The sequence below is a fragment of the Alteromonas sp. 5NW40-0090 genome, from assembly GCF_057552975.1.
On the sequence record NZ_BAAJLT010000009.1, the window covers coordinates 94,856 to 114,500 of the forward strand.

The window sequence follows — 19,645 nt, forward strand, 5'->3', positions numbered from 1 at the left end:
TCGTGTTTGAAGTATTACCCCATCTCGCCCCAGATCCAATTCTTGGCCTGTCAGCTGCTTATCGTGAAGACACCAACCCAAATAAAATAGATTTAGGTGTTGGCGTTTATAAAGATGAGCAAGGTAATACCCCTATTCTTTCAAGTGTCGCAAAAGCGCAAAAAGCGCTTTTAGACAAAGAAACCAGCAAAACCTACATCACGCCTCAAGGCAACCAAGGTTTTATTGACGGTATGTTGTCTTTGCTTTTAGGTAAGAATAGCCCAGTACTTCTTGCAGACCGCGTTGCCGCCGTTCAAGCACCCGGTGGTTGTGGCGCACTGCGTATTCTTTCAGAGCTACTAGTTCGTTGTAACGAAAATGGAAAAGTTTGGGTAAGCGACCCAACGTGGGCTAACCACATTCCGCTCATCGGCTCTGCGGGCCTTAAAATCGAAACCTATCCGTACTTCGATAAAGCGTCAGCAAGCATTCGTTTCGACGCGATGATGGAAACCCTTCGCAAAACGGAAAAAGGCGATATCGTTCTTCTTCACGGATGCTGCCACAACCCGACAGGTGCAGACCTTACTAATGCACAATGGGATGAAGTACTAGAAGTAGCGAAAGAGCGTGAATTCTTGCCTTTCATCGACGTGGCTTACCTTGGTTTCGGTGAAGGTTTAGATGAAGACGCGTACGGTATGCGTTTGTTGGTCGAAAATCTTCCAGAAGTAATTGTAGCGGCGTCTTGCTCTAAAAACTTCGGTCTTTATCGTGAGCGTGTTGGTTTAGCAGCTATTATTACTGAAGATTCAGCAACCCGTAAAATTGCACAGGGTCAAATTCAATCAATAGCACGTGGTATTTACTCTATGCCGCCAAGCTACGGTGGTGCACTAGTAGACATCATTCTTGCTGACGAAGCACTGAACAATGAGTGGGTATCTGAAGTGAACGAAATGCGCGACCGCATGAAATCACTACGTTCAATGCTTGTTCAAAACCTTCACGATAATGGTTCACCAAAAGACTTTAGCTTCGTGAACGACCAAAAAGGTATGTTCTCTTTCTTGTGTATAACGCCTGAGCAAGTGCGCGAAGTTCGTGAAAAGCATAGCGTATACTTTGTTGACTCAAGCCGCGTAAACATTGCGGGCATCAATCAAGAAAACGTGGAGACATTAGCAAAAGCATTGGTGTCAGTGCTTTAAGTACCGAACTATTGATTCTTAAGATTCGAAAGGCAGGGTTCACACCCTGCCTTTTTTATTGCCTTCAAATTACACGTCTTCCCATTTCTGCGATAAACGCCCCAACCACGCTGTCAGTAGCGGTTAGTCACACTTTTTAACAAATTCACGCGGTGCTCTATACGCTTTTTCGTAGGGCAAGCAGGATATAATCGTTACACTATAACAATGTTGACGTACACGTTAACTTGGTATTTATTACGACTGACTTATAACAATGAGATTAACGACAAGAATAAGGATCCCCCATGTCTAAAGTAAGTGTATTTTGTCTTTCTGCCGCGCTACTTGGCAGTGCAATGCAAGTAAATGCTAAGGAAGGCATGTTCACGCCCGAACAACTCCCTTCAATTGCCGGCGATTTAAAAGAAACAGGCTTAGCAATCCCTGCTAGTAGTATTAACGATTTAACCGCGTTTCCTATGGGCGCGATTGTTTCATTAGGCGGCTGTTCAGCATCTTTTGTCTCTGACAAAGGCTTAGCAGTAACCAATCACCACTGCGCACGTGGTTCAGTACAATACAACAGCACCCCGGAAAACAATTACCTAAAAGACGGTTTTCTAGCAAAAGAAATTGGTGATGAACTACCCGCAGCACCGGGTACTCGCATGTTCGTTACGGTCGATTTTTCTGATGTAACCGACAAAGTTATTGGCGGTATCGATGATGATGTTCAAGGGCGTGACCGCTACGACCTTATTGAAGCTAATCGTAAAGCCTTGATTGCAGAATGTGAATCTGAAGCAGGCTTCCGCTGCTCTGTGCCTTCGTTTTTCCAAGGCCTTGAGTATAAGCTAATTAAGCAAATGGAAATTCGTGATGTGCGTATTGCCTATGCGCCTGCTGACTCTATCGGTAAATACGGCGGTGATGTAGATAACTGGATGTGGCCTCGTCACACCGGTGATTTTTCTTTCTATCGTGCTTATGTTGGCAAAGACGGTAAACCAGCTGATTACAGTGAAGACAACGTACCATTTAAACCTGATCATTTCTTAAAAGTTTCAGCTGCTGGCCTTGAAGACGGCGATTTTGTAATGGCAGCGGGTTACCCGGGCTCTACCAATCGTTATGCCCGTTTGTCGCAAGTTTCGTACATGTTTGACTGGCTATACCCTACTTACCTTGAACTGGTAGACGAATGGATTAAAACCATTGAAAGCTCGTCAGAAGAAGGCAGCGATGCCCGTATTAAATATGAAGCAACGCTTGCTGGCCTGAATAACTTTCACAAGAATACCTTAGGCCAGCTTTCTGGCGCCAAACGTGTTGGACTTGTTCCCCGTCGTGCAGAGCGTGAAGAGCAGCTAGCAGCATGGCTTGATAAAAATGGCAAGAGTGAATTGAAGCAAGCATTGGCCGACCTTGATTCAGTCAGCGCTGAGCAAATGCAGATGAACAAGCAAAACTTCTGGTATAACAACCTTAGTCGTGCACAGCTTTTATCTTCTGCTCAAACCCTTTATCGCAATGCGATTGAAAGAGAAAAGCCAGATGCAGAGCGCGAACGCGGTTATCAAGAGCGTGACCAAATTCGCCTTAAAGAAAGCGCAGAACGCATAGAGCGTCGTTTTGACGCGGTTGTTGATCAAGCTGTATGGCAAAAAATGATCAGCATGTATTTAGAGCAGCCCGAAGAAAACCGCGTTGCGGCTTTCGATAAAGCAGTAGGCATTGATGGTAATACTGACAGCAAAACACTTCAGACAAAGTTAAAGGCGTTTTATGACAACACTTCAATGACTAGCACAGAAGAGCGTTTGAAGTGGTTAACCGCAAGCCGCGCTGACTTTGAAAGCAGTAACGACCCGTTCATCAAACTCGCCGTTGCGCTTTTTGATACCGAAATGGCCATTGAAGATAAGAGCAAAACACTTAGCGGTAAAGCTGCTGCGCTTCGCCCTAAATACATGAGTGCGATAATCGATTGGCAGAAATCTTTGGGTAGCCTTGCTTACCCAGATGCAAACAGTACGCTTCGTGTGACTTACGGAAATGTAATGGGTGGCTCTCCAAAAGACGGCCTTATCTACGAACCTTTTACCCGTCTTGAAGGCATTACTGAAAAGGATACTGGCGAAACACCATTTGATTCACCGAAAAAGCAGCTTGAGCTTATTGAAGACAAACAGTACGGTCCGTACAAGCTTGAAGACATCAATAGCGTACCGGTTAACTTCCTTACGGACTTAGACTCAACAGGTGGTAACTCAGGCTCAGCAACACTTAACGCAAAAGCAGAGCTTATCGGCCTGTTGTTTGACGGTACGTTCGAGAGTGTTAATTCTGACTGGGACTTTGACCCGAAAACAACCCGTACCATTCATGTAGACACGCGCTACATGTTATGGGTGATGGAATACGTTGACGGTGCTACAAACCTAATTGAAGAGATGACCATCGTTAAATAGCGACAACGCCAATGGTGGGGTCAGAGTCGCGACTCTGACCCTACTACTTTCCGATGCAATGGAGAACGTTATGAGGTTACTAGTAAGATTTGTGAGTATCGCCGTGGCTGCATACGCTTGCTACGCGGGCGCTACAACAGGCGAATGGAAAGCATCTATCGCTATTATTGCTCTGTGTACATTGGTGTTTTTAGTATCGTTTGCCACAAAGACTAGCAACAGCAAGTCCGGCTCTCACGGAGACAGCAGTGCAGCCATTTACACGCCAAGTATAAGTTCAAGTTCAAGCTCACCTTGCAGCAGTGATGCTAGCGGCGGTGGTGGAGACTGCTAAAGCTAATGGGGTCAGAGTCTGAGCTCTGACCCCATTGCTTATTTGAGCGCGCGGAGGCCTTGGGTTAGAAGGCGGTCTAGTGCATTGGCAAAGTTTTGTTTGTCGCGCTGAGAAAAGGCTTTGGGCCCGCCAGTGTGTTCACCGCTTGAGCGCATGGTATCCATGAAGTCTCGCATACCCAGTATCTGCTTGATAGACGACTTGTCGTATTCTTCACCACGGTTATTTAACGCAAGCGCGTTCTTTGCCAGTACATCAGCGGCTAATGGAATATCGTTAGTAATAACCAGATCACCCGCTACGCACTTCTCTACTATATAGTCGTCAGCAGCATCGAAGCCTGACGGCACTTGCGTTAAGGTTATGTGCTTGTCTGGTGGCACAGACATAAAATGGTTAGCCACCAAAGACAAAGGCAGCTTGGTACGTCTCGCTGCCTTAAAAAGAATGTCTTTGATCACTGCAGGGCACGCGTCGGCGTCAACCCATATATGCATGGTCGTATCTCGTAATTGAAACTAATTACGCTAGCATACCACCATCTACAACTACTGTCGTGCCTGTGGTGTAGCTTGAGGCATCTGACACTAAATACAATACTGTCCCTGCCATTTCATCTGGATCTGCTACGCGGCCCAGCGGAATCACTTTCAGTGCGTGTTTCAAGATTTGCTCGTTGGTTGTTAACGCTGACGCAAATTTAGTGTCAGTCAAACCTGGCAACAATGCGTTTACGCGAATATTTAAGCTACCACATTCTTTTGCAAACGACTTAGTCATACTTATAACTGCAGCTTTGGTAATAGAGTAGATACCCTGCATATCGCCTGGCGTTACGCCATTTACCGAAGCAGTATTTAGTATGACGCCACCGCCCTGCTCTTTCATCATTTTGCCTGCTTCAATCGACATGAAGAAGTAGCCACGAATGTTTACATCTACCGTTTTATTATAAGCGCCTAAGTCAGTATCTAAAATATGACCAAAATAAGGGTTCGCTGCGGCGTTGTTTACAAGAATATCCAGCTTACCGAAATCACGCTTGATGACATTGAAGGCTTCAGTGATTTGTTCCATTTCGCCTACGTGGCAAGCCAGTGCCGTCGCTTTACCACCTGCATCACGAATTGAAGATGCAACCGCTTCACAACCGTCAATTTTGCGACTTGATACAATAACGTGGGCACCATATTGTGCAAGCAACCGAGCGATAGATTCGCCTATACCGCGACTAGCACCCGTAACCAGTGCAACTTTTCCTGTTAAATCAAATAGGTTGTTCATTAAACATTCCTTCTCTTGCTGTTTTTACGCAAGCTACGTATATCAGTGTCCCATCTACGATAGCTGCATTTGTCTTGTAATAAGTCTTTTAAAAGCTTTAAAAATACGATCCCCTAATAGCTGATCGTATTGAAGCTTTCACTGTTGGTGTTTATGCCAACATACCGCCGTCAAGTACCACAGACTGCCCTGTCATAAATGACGATTCATCACTACATAGCCATGCTATAGCATTTGCGATTTCTTCAGGCTTACCCAAGCGTTTCATTGGATTTGCGCCAATAAGCCCCTTTTGGCCTCGTTCATCCAACTTTGATAACACGCCTTGAACCATAGGCGTATCGACAAAACTAGGACATACCGCGTTGATGCGAATATTCGCTCGCGCGTACTCCACCGCCGCCGATTTTGTTAGCCCTATTACTCCGTGCTTAGACGCACTATAAGCGCTTATCATGGGCGCTGAACGTAAACCTGCCACGGAGGCGATATTAATAATGTGACCACCACCTGTTGCTGTCATGTGCTTCAGTGCGTTTTTCATGCAGTACCACACACCTGCTAAGTTGACCTGAATGTTTTTCATAAACATTGCGTCGTCGACTTCGGTGAGTGGCGCAGGAAAATGATCGATACCCGCGTTGTTAATGATCACGTCAACCTTTTCATGGTGAGAAAGCGCAGTGTCAAACATCGCGTTGACTTGAACAGGTTCGGTAACATCAACAACTACTGCATATGCTTTACCACCAGCTGCAATAATTTCTCTAGCTAACGCATTCGCGTTATCTTCGTTTAAGTCGGCAATTCCAACAATCGCACCGCGTGCACTTAATACGCGGGCCGATGCTGCGCCGATCCCCGAGCCACCACCAGTAATAAGAATGTGTTTACCTTCAACATTTGCAGCTACATTCATTAGCTGTACTCCAATTTAATTTGCGTACGCTGCATCTTCTTCAATGCCAATAGCGCACATAGTGATAATATAAATTTAGAAATAGCTTGCTTTCACGTTGTTGCAAGATGCTTCTCGTGACGTCAGTACTTCTATATCGCGGCTTACTAGCGGTAATTCCCAATTCAAGAAATACTCTGCAGCAGCCAGTTTTCCTTCGTAGAAATCGACATCCTGATCGCCAGCACCGTTACTTAATGCTTGCTCAGCAACGTTAGCTTGGCGCAGCCAAATCCAGCTCACTACACAGCTTGAAAAGATATTTAAGAAGCAGCTAGCGTTTGTTAACAACACAGACTGTTCGTCAGAACGCAGGTCTGCAGCAGCTTGTTGTATAAGTGCACCAAGCTGGTCCAAATAAGGTTTTAGTTTTGCTGCCAGCACCTGCGCTCTTGGGGTTTGTGCGCGTTTCATGTCGCTTGTTACTCGCGCTAGTAAAACTTGCAAACCTTTACCATCGTGCTGCCACAATTTTCTTCCTAGCAGGTCTAACGCCTGAATACCGTTTGTGCCTTCGTGAATCGGGTTTAGGCGGTTATCGCGCCAGCATTGTTCAACTGGGTATTCGCGGGTGTAGCCAGCGCCACCTAAAATTTGAATAGCTAAGTCGTTGGCTTTCGGACCGAACTCTGAAGGCCACGCCTTAAAAACAGGGGTTAAAAGGTCAAGAAGTTGAGAAAGCTCAGTACGCTTTTCACTGTCTGCTTCGGTTTCCATTTCATCAATCAACATGCTGCCATACAAACATAGAGACATACCGCCCTCGCAGTAAGCCTTTTGCGCCAAGAGCATGCGGCGAACATCACCATGATTAATAATAGGCGCTGGATCGTCTTCTGGTGCAAGATTTGGCGCGGCACGACCTTGTGTACGGTCTTTAGCATATTCTAGTGAGTAGCGATAACCGCGATACCCTATCATGGCTGCTCCGTAACCGACGCCAATGCGCGCTTCGTTCATCATCATGAACATATAGCGCAAACCTTGATGGGGTTCACCAATTAGATAACCATGGCAGTCGCCATTTTCACCAAAGGTCAATGCAGTTGAAGTGGTACCTCGGTAGCCCATTTTATGAATAAGGCCAGCAAGAGTGACATCGTTGCGAACATCTGGATTTCCGCCAGCATCAAGTCGATATTTAGGTACGGCAAAAAGTGAAATCCCTTTAACACCGGCCGGACCACCAGGAATTTTTGCTAGTACCAAATGAACGATATTATCGGATAGCTCATGTTCACCGCCTGAAATATAAATTTTGCTACCCTTAACGCGGTACGTACCATCGTCTTGCAGCTTCGCAGAAGTGCGAATATCAGCAAGGGAAGAACCCGCATGAGGCTCGGTTAGCGCCATAGTTCCGGTAAAATCTCCCGCTAGCATTTTAGGTAAAAATGCGCTCTTAATATTGTCTGAGGCAAAGTGTTTAATTACATTGGCGGCAGCCGCTGTTAAAAAAGGATATGCAGTAGACGACGGGTTTGCCGCCAAAAAATAGCCCGCACAGGCATTCATCACGGTAACGGGAAGCTGCATGCCACCATCTTCAAAGTCGAAATGACCCGCAATGAAGCCTGATTCCCTGTACGTATCAAAAGCGACTTTTACTTCGTCGATCATGGATACTTTGGTGCCATCAAACGTAGGCTCATTTTTATCAGCCACAGCGTTATGGGGAAGAAACAGCTCTTCTGCCATTTTTTCAGCCATGTCAATAACGGCATTGAAGGTTTCAACATTGTGCTCTTCAAAACGTGATTTTTCGCACAGTGCTGCTGTATTTAGTACCTCGTACAGCTGAAACTGCATTTCACGGCGTGGTATAAGTTGGTCGGCCATGTTCCTCTGTCCCCTACGAATAATTGTTAACGTATTGTGTCATATTCGTTATCGTGCCATTATTGTCATTTATGACACAATAATGGTCAGTCCCGCCAACAATCACTGGATTTTATTTACTTTTATAAACTGAATTATTTTTATGAATAAAACTAAATTCACTGTTACTGTCCTTGGGTTCAACCAAGCCCTGGCATCTGCCATAACAGGGGCACTCGACGTATTTGCGTTTGCAGGGATCAGTTGGCAGCGTATTCACAACTTACCTACTAGCCCTCAGTTTAAAGTACAGCTTGCAAGTCATCACGGCCAAGCCATTCTCTGTTCTAATCGCATTTTGTTGCAGCCGAATATTGCCATTGAAGATGTGTCTCACACCGATGTGTTACTAATACCAACAATCGGCGGAGAAATTGATGAAGTGCTAGATGACACTGAGCCATTACTGGTGCACATTAGGCGTTTAAAGAAAATGGGCGCTGATATAGCAGCCAACTGCACAGGAACCTTTTTACTGGCGCAGACTGGGTTATTAGATGCTAAAACAGCGACTACTCATTGGGGATATGCTGAAAAGTTTAAAACTCTGTTTCCGTGTATTAATTTACAACCAGAAAAAATGGTAACAGAGGACGATACGGTGTTTTGTGCCGGCGGAGGTATGGCGTGGATTGACTTGTCAATTCTTTTGATTGAGCGCTATTGTGGTCACCAGATAGCGAGCGATACGGCAAAATCTCACGTGTTAGATGTGTCTAGAACCAGCCAAACTGTATATGCGAGCAGTCGGCATCGACAGTTTCATTCAGACACGGACATCAAAGCGGTCCAGTCTTTTCTAGAAAGAAATCTACAAAGCAAATGTACGCTTCATGAATTAGCAACGCGCCACAATATGACAGAACGTACGCTGATCCGACGTTTTAAAAATGCGTGTGACACCACGCCAGGTCATTATTTACAATCACTACGCATTGAACACGCAAGAAAACTACTTGAGACATCCAGCATGCCGCTAGAGCTATTGATCAACGCAGTAGGCTATGAAGACCTAAGTTCTTTCACCCGACTATTCAAAAAGTATACGGGACTATCTCCTTCTCAATATCGAACGAAATTTAAACGCGGATGAGGTCGCTTCAATCCGAATACAGGCAAGCACCAAAAAAAATCATTGTTCCTAATCAATGCTCTAAGAGCGTGCACCATACCTTTCAAATAACATTAACATTACCTAATATAGTGCATTTTCGACGATTTCACGCCTTCTTTGCACAATTTTGAAGTTTTTATTTAAAACTTTGTGTAAAATGCAGCGCCAAGCATAGATTGTTAATTTTTGTGCTAAAAACACTACAAAAGTATAAATTTAAAATCATCTTGGTGGAAACATGAGAACACACAAAATCGCCACATTAGCGTTAGCCGTTAGTGCTGCGTTCAGCTCTTCAGTTCTTGCACAAGAGGCCGCGACGACAGAAAAAAAAGAAGCCTCACTTGAACAGATTACCGTTACTGCGCAAAAGCGTACTCAGTCAATTCAGGAAGTCCCTATTTCTGTTGCGACGCTAAGCGGTGAGAAATTCGAAAGCCTATTCTCTGGCGGTGAAGATATTCTTGCTCTAGCAGTTCGCGTACCTGGTCTTTACGCCGAATCATCAAACGGTCGTGTTGCACCACGCTTCTACATTCGTGGTTTAGGTAACACCGATTTCGACCTTGCTGCTTCACAACCAGTTTCTATTATCATGGATGAAGTGGTAATGGAAAACGTTGTGCTTAAAAGCTTTCCGCTTTTCGACGTTCAACAAGTCGAAGTACTGCGCGGTCCACAAGGCACATTATTCGGTCGTAACACTACAGCCGGCATAATTAAATTTGACACCGTTAAGCCTACACAAGATGTTGAAGGTTATGCGAAAGCTGGCTTTGGTTCATACGGAACTATGAATTTTGAAGGCGCGATTAGCGGCGGTCTTACTGACGAGCTTTCTGCGCGTTTATCGCTACTATCGCAAGAACGCGACGATTACATTGATAATGCCTTCACCGGCGAAAACGATGCAATCGGTGGCTACGACGAAAAAGCCTACCGTCTACAGCTTCTTTGGGAGCCGTCTGCTGACTTTTCTGCTTTGCTAAACGTACACGGCCGCGAGCTTGAAGGTACTGCATCTATTTTCCGTGCCAATGTATTTACCAAAGGTAGTAACGAGCTAAACGCTAACTATGATCGCGAAACCGTATACTACGATGGCGACCTACAAGGCGACGGTATCGACAATAACCCACAAGAGTACGATGGTTTTGGTGCTTCACTAAAACTAGAATACGATATGGATGAGGTTACATTCACGTCAATCTCAGCTATTGAGACTGCCGAAGGTTCGAGCCTAGGCGATGTTGATGGTGGCTACTTCATCGATACTAATTTCGACGGTGTTGCTGAAGAGACAGGCCCTGGTTTCATTCCTTTTTCAGCAGTAACGCAAGATAACCTTGACGACCTAGAGCAATTTACCCAAGAATTCAGATTTTCAAGCAACACGCGCGATGCTTTGAACTGGCAGCTAGGTGCTTTCTACTACGATGCATCGTTTAACGTTACTAGCATCGACGGCTTCTTTGGTGCAACCACAGTATTCCATGAAAACCAAACATGGGCAGTATTTGGCCAAACGTCTTATCAAGTTAATGAAAAGCTTAATGTAACGGGCGGGATACGCTATACGCATGACTCTAAGAGCCTAGTAGTTGGTGATCAAAATGTTGACGGTGTTGCATTGAACTTTGGCGCAGCTGAAGTACAAGACTACGAAGACATTGATGTAGACGACGGTCAAACTAGCTTTGAATTAAGCGCAAACTATCGCGTTACTGATGATATGTCTGTTTTTGCTCGCTATGCTAACGGCTTCCGTGCTCAAACAATTCAAGCACGTGACGTTGCATTTGAAGGCTCGCCTTCCGTAGCAGATGCTGAAACCATCAACTCTTTTGAACTTGGTATCAAGTCTGACTTGTTCGACGATTCATTGCGTCTAAACGCTGCCGCGTTCTACTATACCGTTGATGACATGCAGTTCTCGGCTATTGGTGGTGGCAACAACTTTACTGCGCTTGTAAACGCAGACAAAGGTGAAGCGTACGGTTTTGAAGTAGACGCACAATGGCTAGCTACTGATGAACTCACGTTTACAGCAGGTTACAGCTACAACCATACTGAAATTAAAGATGATTCATTGACTGTTTCTCCATGTGGTACTAACCCTGACTTTGGCTCTACAGGTAACTGTACCGTAACTGACCCTCGTCCAGATGGCTTTGCTGCCTCTATCGACGGCAACCCGTTCCCGCAGGCGCCTGAGTCAATCTTTAACTTCACAGCCCGCTACACCATCCCTATGGGTGACGACGGCGAGTTCTTCGTATTTACTGATTGGGCGTTCCAAGGTGAAACAAACATCTTCTTATACGAAGCGGTTGAGTTCACTACAGACGACAATTTCGAAGGCGGCCTACGCATTGGTTACGAAAACTTCGCGCACAACTACACGGTAGCGCTATTTGGTCGTAACATTACCGACGAAAACAATGTTAAGGGTGCAATCGACTTTAACAACCTGACTGGTATCGTAAACGAGCCGCGCGTTTGGGGTGTTGAGTTTAAGTACACTTACTATTAAGCGTCGATAGGTAGCGCTTTTCATTCATAGAACCTACCTATTCACCTTGTTAAAGAGCGGTGGCGTTGAAAAACGTTACCGCTTTTTTTATCCCATCTACGCCGCCAAGTTAATATCAGAACTAGGCGTTTGCACTAGCTGCTGTAACTTTCTGCACACCTGTACCCAACGCGCGACCTTTTGATAATAAACCTGCTCTATAAGCTGGCCTTTTTCGTTAAACAAAAAGCTCGCTAACTTCCCTTTATTACCCGGCATATAAAAGTGATGTACCGTGAATTGATGAGATAAAGGGGCATGTGCCACTTTTTGATACATACAAAATGGCAGTGCGTTTGCGCGCTCATCGCCACCGGTTAGGCGGGTGCGGCGTTGAAACATGTCTGCACCTAAATCAGCCATAATGCCGTGTTTTGAAATAAGTTGATCAACCGCTTTAATGCCTGTTTGCATAATTTTCTCCTAAAGGTTGTGCAAAGTCACCCAACCAAATAAGACTCAAAATAAACCATACTGATATTTATACAGTATATGGTCATTTGTTTAAAATGCAAACAAAAAAGCCGCTTTTTACGGCGGCTTGTTTTCTTTGGAAATAATGCGGAGTTATTTAAGAGCGGATTCTAGAAAAGCCCATTGGTCTGCATACCCTTCAATTTGCATCCACGTTGGCGTACCAGCACCGTGACCTGCTCGGGTTTCTACACGAAGTAGTACCGGGTTATCACAGCTTTGATCGGCCTGTAGTTGCGCAGCAAACTTGTAGCTATGCCACGGTACAACGCGGTCATCGTGATCGCCTGTTGTTACCAATGTAGCCGGATAGCACGTGTCAGGCTTGGTGTTGTGAAGTGGCGAATAAGCATAAAGCGCTTCAAACTCTTCTTTATTTTCACTTAACCCATAATCGGAAGACCAAGCTCGCGCATTTGCGCTAGGTGTGTGATAGCGAAGCATATCTAACACGCCGACTGCAGGTAAGGCTGCAGAGAAAAGATCCGGGCGCTGCGTTAAGGTTGCTCCAACAAGCAAGCCGCCATTTGAGCCCCCCTGAATACCCATTTTCTCTGGCGTGGTATAGCCGCTTTCCACTAAATACTCTCCGGCGGCGATAAAGTCATCGAATACGTTTTGCTTATCTAACTTAGTCCCAGCCTTGTGCCACTGCTGCCCATATTCGCCACCACCACGTAAGTTAGCTATGGCTAGCACATTCCCCTGCTCTACCCATACCATGCGTGATACTGAATAGCGTGGCAGCAGTGAAATATTAAAACCACCATAACCATATAGAAGGGTTTTATTGTTTCCGTCTAGCTTCAAGCCTTTCTTGTGCACAATAAACATGGGAACTTTAGTGCCGTCTTTACTAGTATAAAACACCTGCTTAGTTTCATAGTCGTCGTAGTTAATACCCGTGTCGATAGTTTTAAATAGTGATGACTCACCACTTTCAACATTATAGGCATAGACCTGACCCGGGTTAGTAAACCCAGTAAGTTTATAAAAAGTGGTATCTGCATTTTTACCGCCATAAAAGCCGCTTACGCTACCGATATCGGAAAACGCAATTTCATCGACCTTTTTGCCGCTTAAATCAAAGACACTTACCTGCCCCTTTACGTCTTTTAGATACTGAGCAAAAAGCTTTTCACCTAAAAGTGAGACACTAGACAAGGTATCCGTGGAGCTTTCAATTACAGTGTCTGTTGCTTTAACGCCATCATCAAAGGTGACTTTGATAACCTTACCTGTTGGCGCGCCTGCAGTGGACTTAAAAAATAGCGCATTTTGTTGTTCGCCAATTAAATCGTAACGCCCATCCCATTTATCGAAAACGGGAACAAGTTCAGTGTTTTCTTTTTCAAGAGATTTAGCGTAGACACCGTTAGCCTGGTACCCCTCGAAAACGGATATAAGCAACGTTTTTCCGTCTTGCACAACTGATGGGTATGGGTTCCAAGTGGGTTTATTATCAAATGCAAAGACCTTTTGATCCGCACTTTGGTTTGTACCCATAGCGTGAAAATAGATAGATACGGTTTGGCTATCATCGTATTTACCCGACTCATTTTTAGGGTAACGAGAATAGAAAAAACCACTTTCATCGGGAAGCCATGCAATATTTGAAAACTTAATGCCTTTAATGGTGTCGGTTAAGTCAGTTTTGCTGCTGGTGTTGCGAACGTGGATGGTTTTCCAGTCGGTACCGCCGTCAGACAGCATGTAGGCAAGATATGAAGCTTTAGGGCTAAGTTCAGTCGACGCCATAGACACTGTGCCATCTTCACTCAGTGTATTCGGGTCGATAAGTACTTGAGGTTCACCATTCACGCCATCGGCCATATAAAGCACGTATTGATTTTGAAGGCCGTCGTTATATGAATAAAACAGCTTGCCGTTTACCATATAAGGAGTTGAATACTTTTCGTAGTCCCAAAGCGCGGTTAAGCGTTCTTTGTAAAGCTCTCTAGAAGGTAGTTCGGCCAGATAAGGGCGAGCAAGCGCGTTCTGTGAATCAACCCAGGCCTTCACATCCTCGTTCTTTTCTTCTTCTAACCAGCGGTATGGATCGCTGACTATCGTACCGTGGTAGTTATCTTTGTGTGCCACAGTTTTAGTTTCCGGATAACTCGAAATCTTAGGCATGGAAGCGCTATGTACTTCACTTTGCTTCGATGCAGTTGGCTCGTTTTGCGAGCTTGTACATGCCCAAGTTAGGCCTGCAGATGCTGCAATCACGGCAGCGTATATCAGCTTTTTCTTCATGTTTTATTCCTTTAAAGAAAAATGCCGGTGTTACCCGGCATTATCTTTTTAGCTTTCTGTCGTAAGTTCTGCGTGTTTTCGACCTTTAAACACATTTTTAAGGTCGTTTAGAATAAGGTACAGAGCGGGCACTAACAGTAAGGTGATCACCGTGGCAAATAAAATACCAAAGGCTAAAGAAATAGCCATGGGGATCACAACTTGAGCCTGAAGACTGCGCTCAAATACGATTGGCATAAGACCCATAAAGGTTGTTAGTGATGTCAAGATGATAGCTCTAAAGCGCTGTGTACCAGCGCTAATAGCCGCATCCATAAGCGACATGCCTTCTTTGCGTGCACGGTTAACAAAGTCCACCATAATTAAGCTGTCATTAACTACGACACCCGACAATGCGATAATGCCGCAGAATGAAAGTACGCTTACTGCCATCCCCAGTACTAAATGCCCGACAATAGCACCGACAATACCAAAAGGAATGACTGACATAATAATGAAAGGTTGGCTGTAAGACCTAAGCGGTATGGCAAGCAAGGCATAAATAGCAAACAACGCAAACAAGAGCCCTTGCATCAGGCTTACCATAGCGTCGGCTTGCTCTTTTGAGTTGCCTTGAAGCTGAAACTCTACACTTGGATAGCGGGCTAGTAGGTCTGGCATCAAATTTTCAATTACATCGTTAGTGACTTCTGATGGATCGAGCAGAGCTTTATCCACTGCGGCTGTTACCGTTACCGAACGTTTTCCATCGACACGAATAATCGAATCAAACCCCTGACCCACAGTAAATGTTGCCACTTGCTCAAATGGGATTTCTTGGCCATTAGGTGCACGAATTCGCATATTTTCAAGGTGTTCTACAGAGCTTCGCTCCGCTTTAGGATAGCGAACCATAACCTTGATTTCTTCATCGTCTCGCTGAATACGCTGAACTTCTGCACCGTAAAAACCAAAGCGAACTTGCTGCCCTAAGTCGCGAAGTGAAATACCTAAAGCATCAGCCTGTGGTTTTAATGCTAACTGAATTTCTTCACTGCCGCCTGAGAAAGTATCGTTTATGTCAGTGACGCCTTCGTATTTGTCTAACGCCTCTTTTAGCTGGTCACTAATTGCTCGAAGCGCTTTAATATCGCTAGAACTAAATTCAAAGCTAAGGTCAGAGCCGCCCCCAGGCCCCCCAGGTGAACTGATATTAAACGACTTTACCCCAGGAATTTCGGGTAGTTCTTGGCGCCACAAGTCTTGAATCTCAAAATCAGTCAGCGTGCGGGTTTCACCCTTGGTAAGCTCCGCAAAAATTTCACCACCTAGATTACCATTATCAAAGGCGACGGCGTGCTTAATGACATTTTCACCCGTCTCTTCTGCAACTTTGTCATCCATGCGGTGCATAGCTTCACGAAGTGTAGTTAGTACCTTGTCTCGCTGCGCTAGTGACGAACCAGGCTCTAACTCAAAGCTGGCCACCATAAAGTCACTAGGAATACTCGGGAAGAATACGAAGCGCACGATGCCACCACCGAATAGCCCCACGGTAAGAATAAGCATGGCCAAAAACACGGCCACTGTAGTGTAGCGATTGCGTATTGCTTTTGCTAAAAACGGCGCATACTTATTATTAATGAATGTCTTTATGCCTTCACTAAAGAAGTCTCGGAACTTTTGGAACGCGTTAGCTTTTTCCGGATCATAAGGCTTAAGCTTCATGTGTACCAAGTGCGCCGGCAGTATTAACTTAGATTCAATCAGTGAGAAAATAAGGCATACAATAACTACCATACCTATGGTTTTCCAGATAATACCAAATGGCCCTGATACCATAAGCATAGGTGAAAACGCAGCAATAGTAGTTAAGACACCAAAAGTTGCGGGCATAGCAACTTTTTTAACGCCAGCTATAACGTTGTCAGCACTATGCCCTTTTTTATCAATCTCAGAGTAAGCCGATTCACCCATGATAATTGCATCGTCGACCACAATTCCCAGTACAAGAATGAATGCGAACAGACTCAACATGTTGATGGAAACACCAACCATATCTAAAGGCATTACCAGCAAGGTACCAAGAAAGCAGACTGGCAAGCCCACAATTACCCAGAAAGCGAGCTTAATTTTCAAAAACAGTGAAAGAACTAAGAATACAAGCAGTGCACCGAAGAACATATTTTCAAGCATCATGTTAAGTCGATCAGCCAAATAGAAAGAGCTATCCCCCCATGTATCGGCCGTGATGTGTGCTGGAAATTCGGATTTTTGACTGTCAATGTAAGCGTTAACTTGCTCTGAAATTTCTAACGCGTTTTGGTCCCCTACCGCTTGTACCCGTAGACTTACCGCTGGTTTATCATCAAAGAGCGCATATTGATTATTCTCAATAAAACCATCGTTGATATAGGCTACGTCACCAAGCGTAACGCGCGTCCCGTTAGCGTTTGTTACAAGAACAATTTGTGAAAAGTCCCAGCCGGTATAGGCCTGCCCTTTTGTTCTAAGCAGTATATCGCCGTTTTCAGTGCGAATTGAGCCACCGGGTAAGTCCACACTGGTTTGGCTTAAACGCGCCACCACATCAGCAAACGTAAGATTGTACTTTTGCAAGTCAACTTCAGATAGCTCAACAGAAATTTCATAGTCTCTTGCGCCCACAACCTGAACGCTGGAGATACCTGGCAAATTAGCAATGTCGTCGCGTAAGTCTTTGGCAAACTCCTTTAGCTCCCTTTCAGAAGCATCACCGTAGACTGATAGCCATATCACGTCTTGCTGAATCTTTTGACGATAAATAACAGGCTTTTCAGTATCTGCGGGAAAGCTTGGAATAGCGTCTACTTGGACTTTTACTTCATCAAGTAGTGACTGAACATCGTAATCCTCTTCAACTTGGATACTCACTGTTCCCATGCCTTCAACAGCGGTCGAGTTAAGTTGTTTTATGCCTTCTAGATCTTTTATAGCCTCTTCAATTTTAAGGAGTACACCTTCTTCAACTTCTTGAGGCGCTGCACCTAGATAAGGTACACGAACACTAATAACGTCTATTTCAAAGCTTGGAAATACTTGTTTTTGTATACTAAAAGCACTGAACAAGCCGCCCACAATAAGCAAAATCATCAGCAGGTTGGCGGCCACATTATTGCGTGCAAACCAAGCAATAAGCCCTTTGTTGGTATCGATACGACTCATTAGTTTTCACCTTCCAAGCGTTCACTTTCTAGCTTCTCAGAGCTATCGGAAGTATCCGCTTCAGCAGCATCGGCAAGTACGGGCTCATCACCGGGAAATCGAACTTCCATACCATTGTAAGGGTTAGGTACAGCACTAGTTACCACTAAGCTTCCCTCAGTTATACCAGAGCGTACGAACACCTCTTTTGCGGTTGTGCGTGCGACTTCAACAGGTTTAATTTCTATTTCACGGTTGTCGTTAACAGTTAGAACCGTATTGTCTAAACGCAATATACTGCGGGGAAGCACCACAAGCTCTTCGTTTTGACGAGACGTAATTTCAGCTTCAACGAATTGACCAAAACGCAAAGGTGACTTGTGTGAAGACTTCAAGTTGTATGGATCTCTTACCTCTACAATAGCGTACACTACGCGGCTGCCCGTATCTAATATACCTTCCGAACGCACCAGCTTACCTTCCCACGTTCGCTTCACGCCCCCTACAGAAGCTGTTAACGTGACCGGAGCGCTGTCACTAGACTGCCCCGCAATGTTAATAAACATCAAATCGCTGTCAGTGATAGGCAATCTTACTTCAGCAGTATCGGTTGAATAAATCGTACCAAGCACGGAGCCCATCGCCACAAACTGACCAAGGTCGATATTGCGCTCAACGACAATACCGTTATAAGGGGCGGTAATTTGCGTTCTGGCCAAGTTGCGCTTGGCACGCTCTAACTTCGCTTCTGCTGCTTTAACGTTTGCTTGTTCTTTTGCCAACTGCGGTTTTCTTAAACCTAACTCTGGAGGAGCTACACTGCTGACCGAACGCCATTCTTGCTCGGCCACTTTACCCCGTGCGATTTCTTCTTGAAGCGCAGCCTGAGCTTGGGCAAGTTCTGCTTCGGCAAGCTTAAGGTCTGTGCGGTAATCATCTTGTTCAAGTGTTGCCAACACGTCGCCTTTCTTAAACGTGCCACCTGCAATAAACACATCAGATAAACTTATCACTTGCCCACTAACTTGCGCACTTAATGCAGTTTTATTTCGTGGCACCACATTACCTTGAGACTTAACGATGAAATTTACTGGTTCTGCAAAGACTTCTTTTGCATCAACAAGGAAAGCAGGAATTTCTACGGGAACTTGTTCGGGCGGCTTGCGTGACTTTATCATTACGGTAGCCGCTACGAATGCGACCAACAAAATGATTAATGGAATACCACTTTTCATCAACATGGAGTTTTTCATTTACTATCCCTAGGAACGAAGGCAAGCAGCGTGAAAAAGGTTCGCACAGCAGCTCACTGCGCTAATTATTAATCACCCGATAACCCACTAAATTCTATTATTATTGTTTCAACACTAGTGTACTGATTTTACGTTCTGCATGCTCAATTAAGATTGTTAAATTTTGTGTCTAATTATTGATAGAGATGTGCACGCAAAATCAGAGGCTCTAATATAAAAAATTATCAAAAGAATACAAAGTAAGATTGATAATTATCAGTTTTTCGTTGATTATTTAACCACTCATTGGTTATGAGTTAACCGACGGCTGCGAGTTAAGCGCAGTCTTAACAGATTGTAGCCTCGGAAATGATTTCGCTACGTTGAAGGGAAAACACATTATGAGTCTTAAGAAACAATACCTTAAATCAAAACCTCTGTGCAAAGTGACATTTCGACTTAATGCGGAAGCGGCGAAGGACGCTAAAGAAGCATCGCTGTGCGGAGATTTTACTGACTGGAAGTCACAGCCACTTACGATGAAAAAATTGAAAAGTGGTGATTTCACGTTAACGGTAGATTTAGAGAAAGATCACGAGTACCAGTTCCGTTATCTGCTTGACGGAGAGAAGTGGGAGAACGACTGGGAAGCCGACGCTTATATCCCCTCACCTGTTAGCATTGAAGACAATTCAGTTGTGCGCGTTTAACTCATTGCTTCAAAAATAGAGCACG

At 44.7% G+C, this 19,645-nt stretch carries 14 protein-coding genes; 6 read left to right on the forward strand and 8 right to left on the reverse strand.

Features of this window, described 5'->3' with window-relative positions:
• Positions 1-2 precede the first annotated feature (2 nt).
• The 3 genes from AC27KT_RS12575 (at position 3) to AC27KT_RS12585 (ending at position 3,980) form a co-directional block, all read left to right on the forward strand.
• On the forward strand, positions 3-1,193 hold the full coding sequence (locus AC27KT_RS12575; RefSeq protein WP_487130439.1) for an amino acid aminotransferase: 1,191 nt from the start codon (positions 3-5) through the stop codon (positions 1,191-1,193).
• Positions 1,194-1,480: 287 nt separating this feature from the next.
• The gene (locus AC27KT_RS12580) at positions 1,481-3,646 is read left to right on the forward strand and encodes a S46 family peptidase (RefSeq protein ID WP_487130441.1); all 2,166 of its coding nucleotides are present in this window, start codon (positions 1,481-1,483) and stop codon (positions 3,644-3,646) included.
• A 70-nt stretch (positions 3,647-3,716) separates the two neighbouring features.
• Positions 3,717-3,980 carry a hypothetical protein gene (locus AC27KT_RS12585; protein WP_487130443.1) on the forward strand — a complete coding sequence of 88 codons (264 nt, stop codon included), beginning with the start codon at positions 3,717-3,719 and terminating at the stop codon, positions 3,978-3,980.
• A 38-nt stretch (positions 3,981-4,018) separates the two neighbouring features.
• On the opposite strand, the gene AC27KT_RS12590 is transcribed toward AC27KT_RS12585, so the two are convergent.
• From AC27KT_RS12590 to AC27KT_RS12605, 4 genes are all read right to left on the reverse strand, one after another.
• Positions 4,019-4,477 carry a YaiI/YqxD family protein gene (locus tag AC27KT_RS12590; protein ID WP_487130445.1) on the reverse strand — a complete coding sequence of 153 codons (459 nt, stop codon included), beginning with the start codon at positions 4,475-4,477 and terminating at the stop codon, positions 4,019-4,021.
• A 25-nt stretch (positions 4,478-4,502) separates the two neighbouring features.
• On the reverse strand, positions 4,503-5,264 hold the full coding sequence (locus tag AC27KT_RS12595; protein ID WP_118494390.1) for an SDR family oxidoreductase: 762 nt from the start codon (positions 5,262-5,264) through the stop codon (positions 4,503-4,505).
• Between the two features lie 151 nt (positions 5,265-5,415).
• The gene (locus tag AC27KT_RS12600; RefSeq protein ID WP_487130448.1) at positions 5,416-6,183 is read right to left on the reverse strand and encodes an SDR family NAD(P)-dependent oxidoreductase; all 768 of its coding nucleotides are present in this window, start codon (positions 6,181-6,183) and stop codon (positions 5,416-5,418) included.
• Between the two features lie 75 nt (positions 6,184-6,258).
• Complete coding sequence (locus tag AC27KT_RS12605) at positions 6,259-8,061, reverse strand: acyl-CoA dehydrogenase (RefSeq protein ID WP_487130450.1); 1,803 nt, start codon at positions 8,059-8,061, stop codon at positions 6,259-6,261.
• 142 nt (positions 8,062-8,203) lie between these two features.
• Here AC27KT_RS12605 and AC27KT_RS12610 point away from each other — a divergent pair, with 142 nt between their 5' ends.
• Both AC27KT_RS12610 and AC27KT_RS12615 read left to right on the forward strand, forming a co-directional pair.
• Complete coding sequence (locus tag AC27KT_RS12610) at positions 8,204-9,193, forward strand: GlxA family transcriptional regulator (protein ID WP_487130452.1); 990 nt, start codon at positions 8,204-8,206, stop codon at positions 9,191-9,193.
• Positions 9,194-9,452: 259 nt separating this feature from the next.
• Positions 9,453-11,747: a TonB-dependent receptor gene (locus tag AC27KT_RS12615; protein ID WP_487130454.1), complete on the forward strand. Its 2,295-nt coding sequence runs from the start codon at positions 9,453-9,455 to the stop codon at positions 11,745-11,747.
• Positions 11,748-11,843: 96 nt separating this feature from the next.
• On the opposite strand, the gene AC27KT_RS12620 is transcribed toward AC27KT_RS12615, so the two are convergent.
• From AC27KT_RS12620 to AC27KT_RS12635, 4 genes are all read right to left on the reverse strand, one after another.
• Positions 11,844-12,200: a hypothetical protein gene (locus AC27KT_RS12620; protein ID WP_487130456.1), complete on the reverse strand. Its 357-nt coding sequence runs from the start codon at positions 12,198-12,200 to the stop codon at positions 11,844-11,846.
• A gap of 153 nt (positions 12,201-12,353) precedes the next feature.
• Positions 12,354-14,516: a prolyl oligopeptidase family serine peptidase gene (locus tag AC27KT_RS12625; RefSeq protein WP_487130458.1), complete on the reverse strand. Its 2,163-nt coding sequence runs from the start codon at positions 14,514-14,516 to the stop codon at positions 12,354-12,356.
• Between the two features lie 48 nt (positions 14,517-14,564).
• Entirely contained in the window at positions 14,565-17,699 is a 3,135-nt protein-coding gene (locus AC27KT_RS12630; RefSeq protein WP_487130460.1) for an efflux RND transporter permease subunit, read from the reverse strand.
• Entirely contained in the window at positions 17,699-18,931 is a 1,233-nt protein-coding gene (locus AC27KT_RS12635; protein ID WP_487130462.1) for an efflux RND transporter periplasmic adaptor subunit, read from the reverse strand. The genes AC27KT_RS12630 and AC27KT_RS12635 overlap by 1 nt, the downstream gene beginning before the upstream one ends.
• 380 nt (positions 18,932-19,311) lie before the next feature.
• On the opposite strand from AC27KT_RS12635, the gene AC27KT_RS12640 reads away from it, so the two are divergent.
• Positions 19,312-19,620 carry an isoamylase early set domain-containing protein gene (locus AC27KT_RS12640; protein WP_039216445.1) on the forward strand — a complete coding sequence of 103 codons (309 nt, stop codon included), beginning with the start codon at positions 19,312-19,314 and terminating at the stop codon, positions 19,618-19,620.
• Positions 19,621-19,645: the final 25 nt, after the last annotated feature.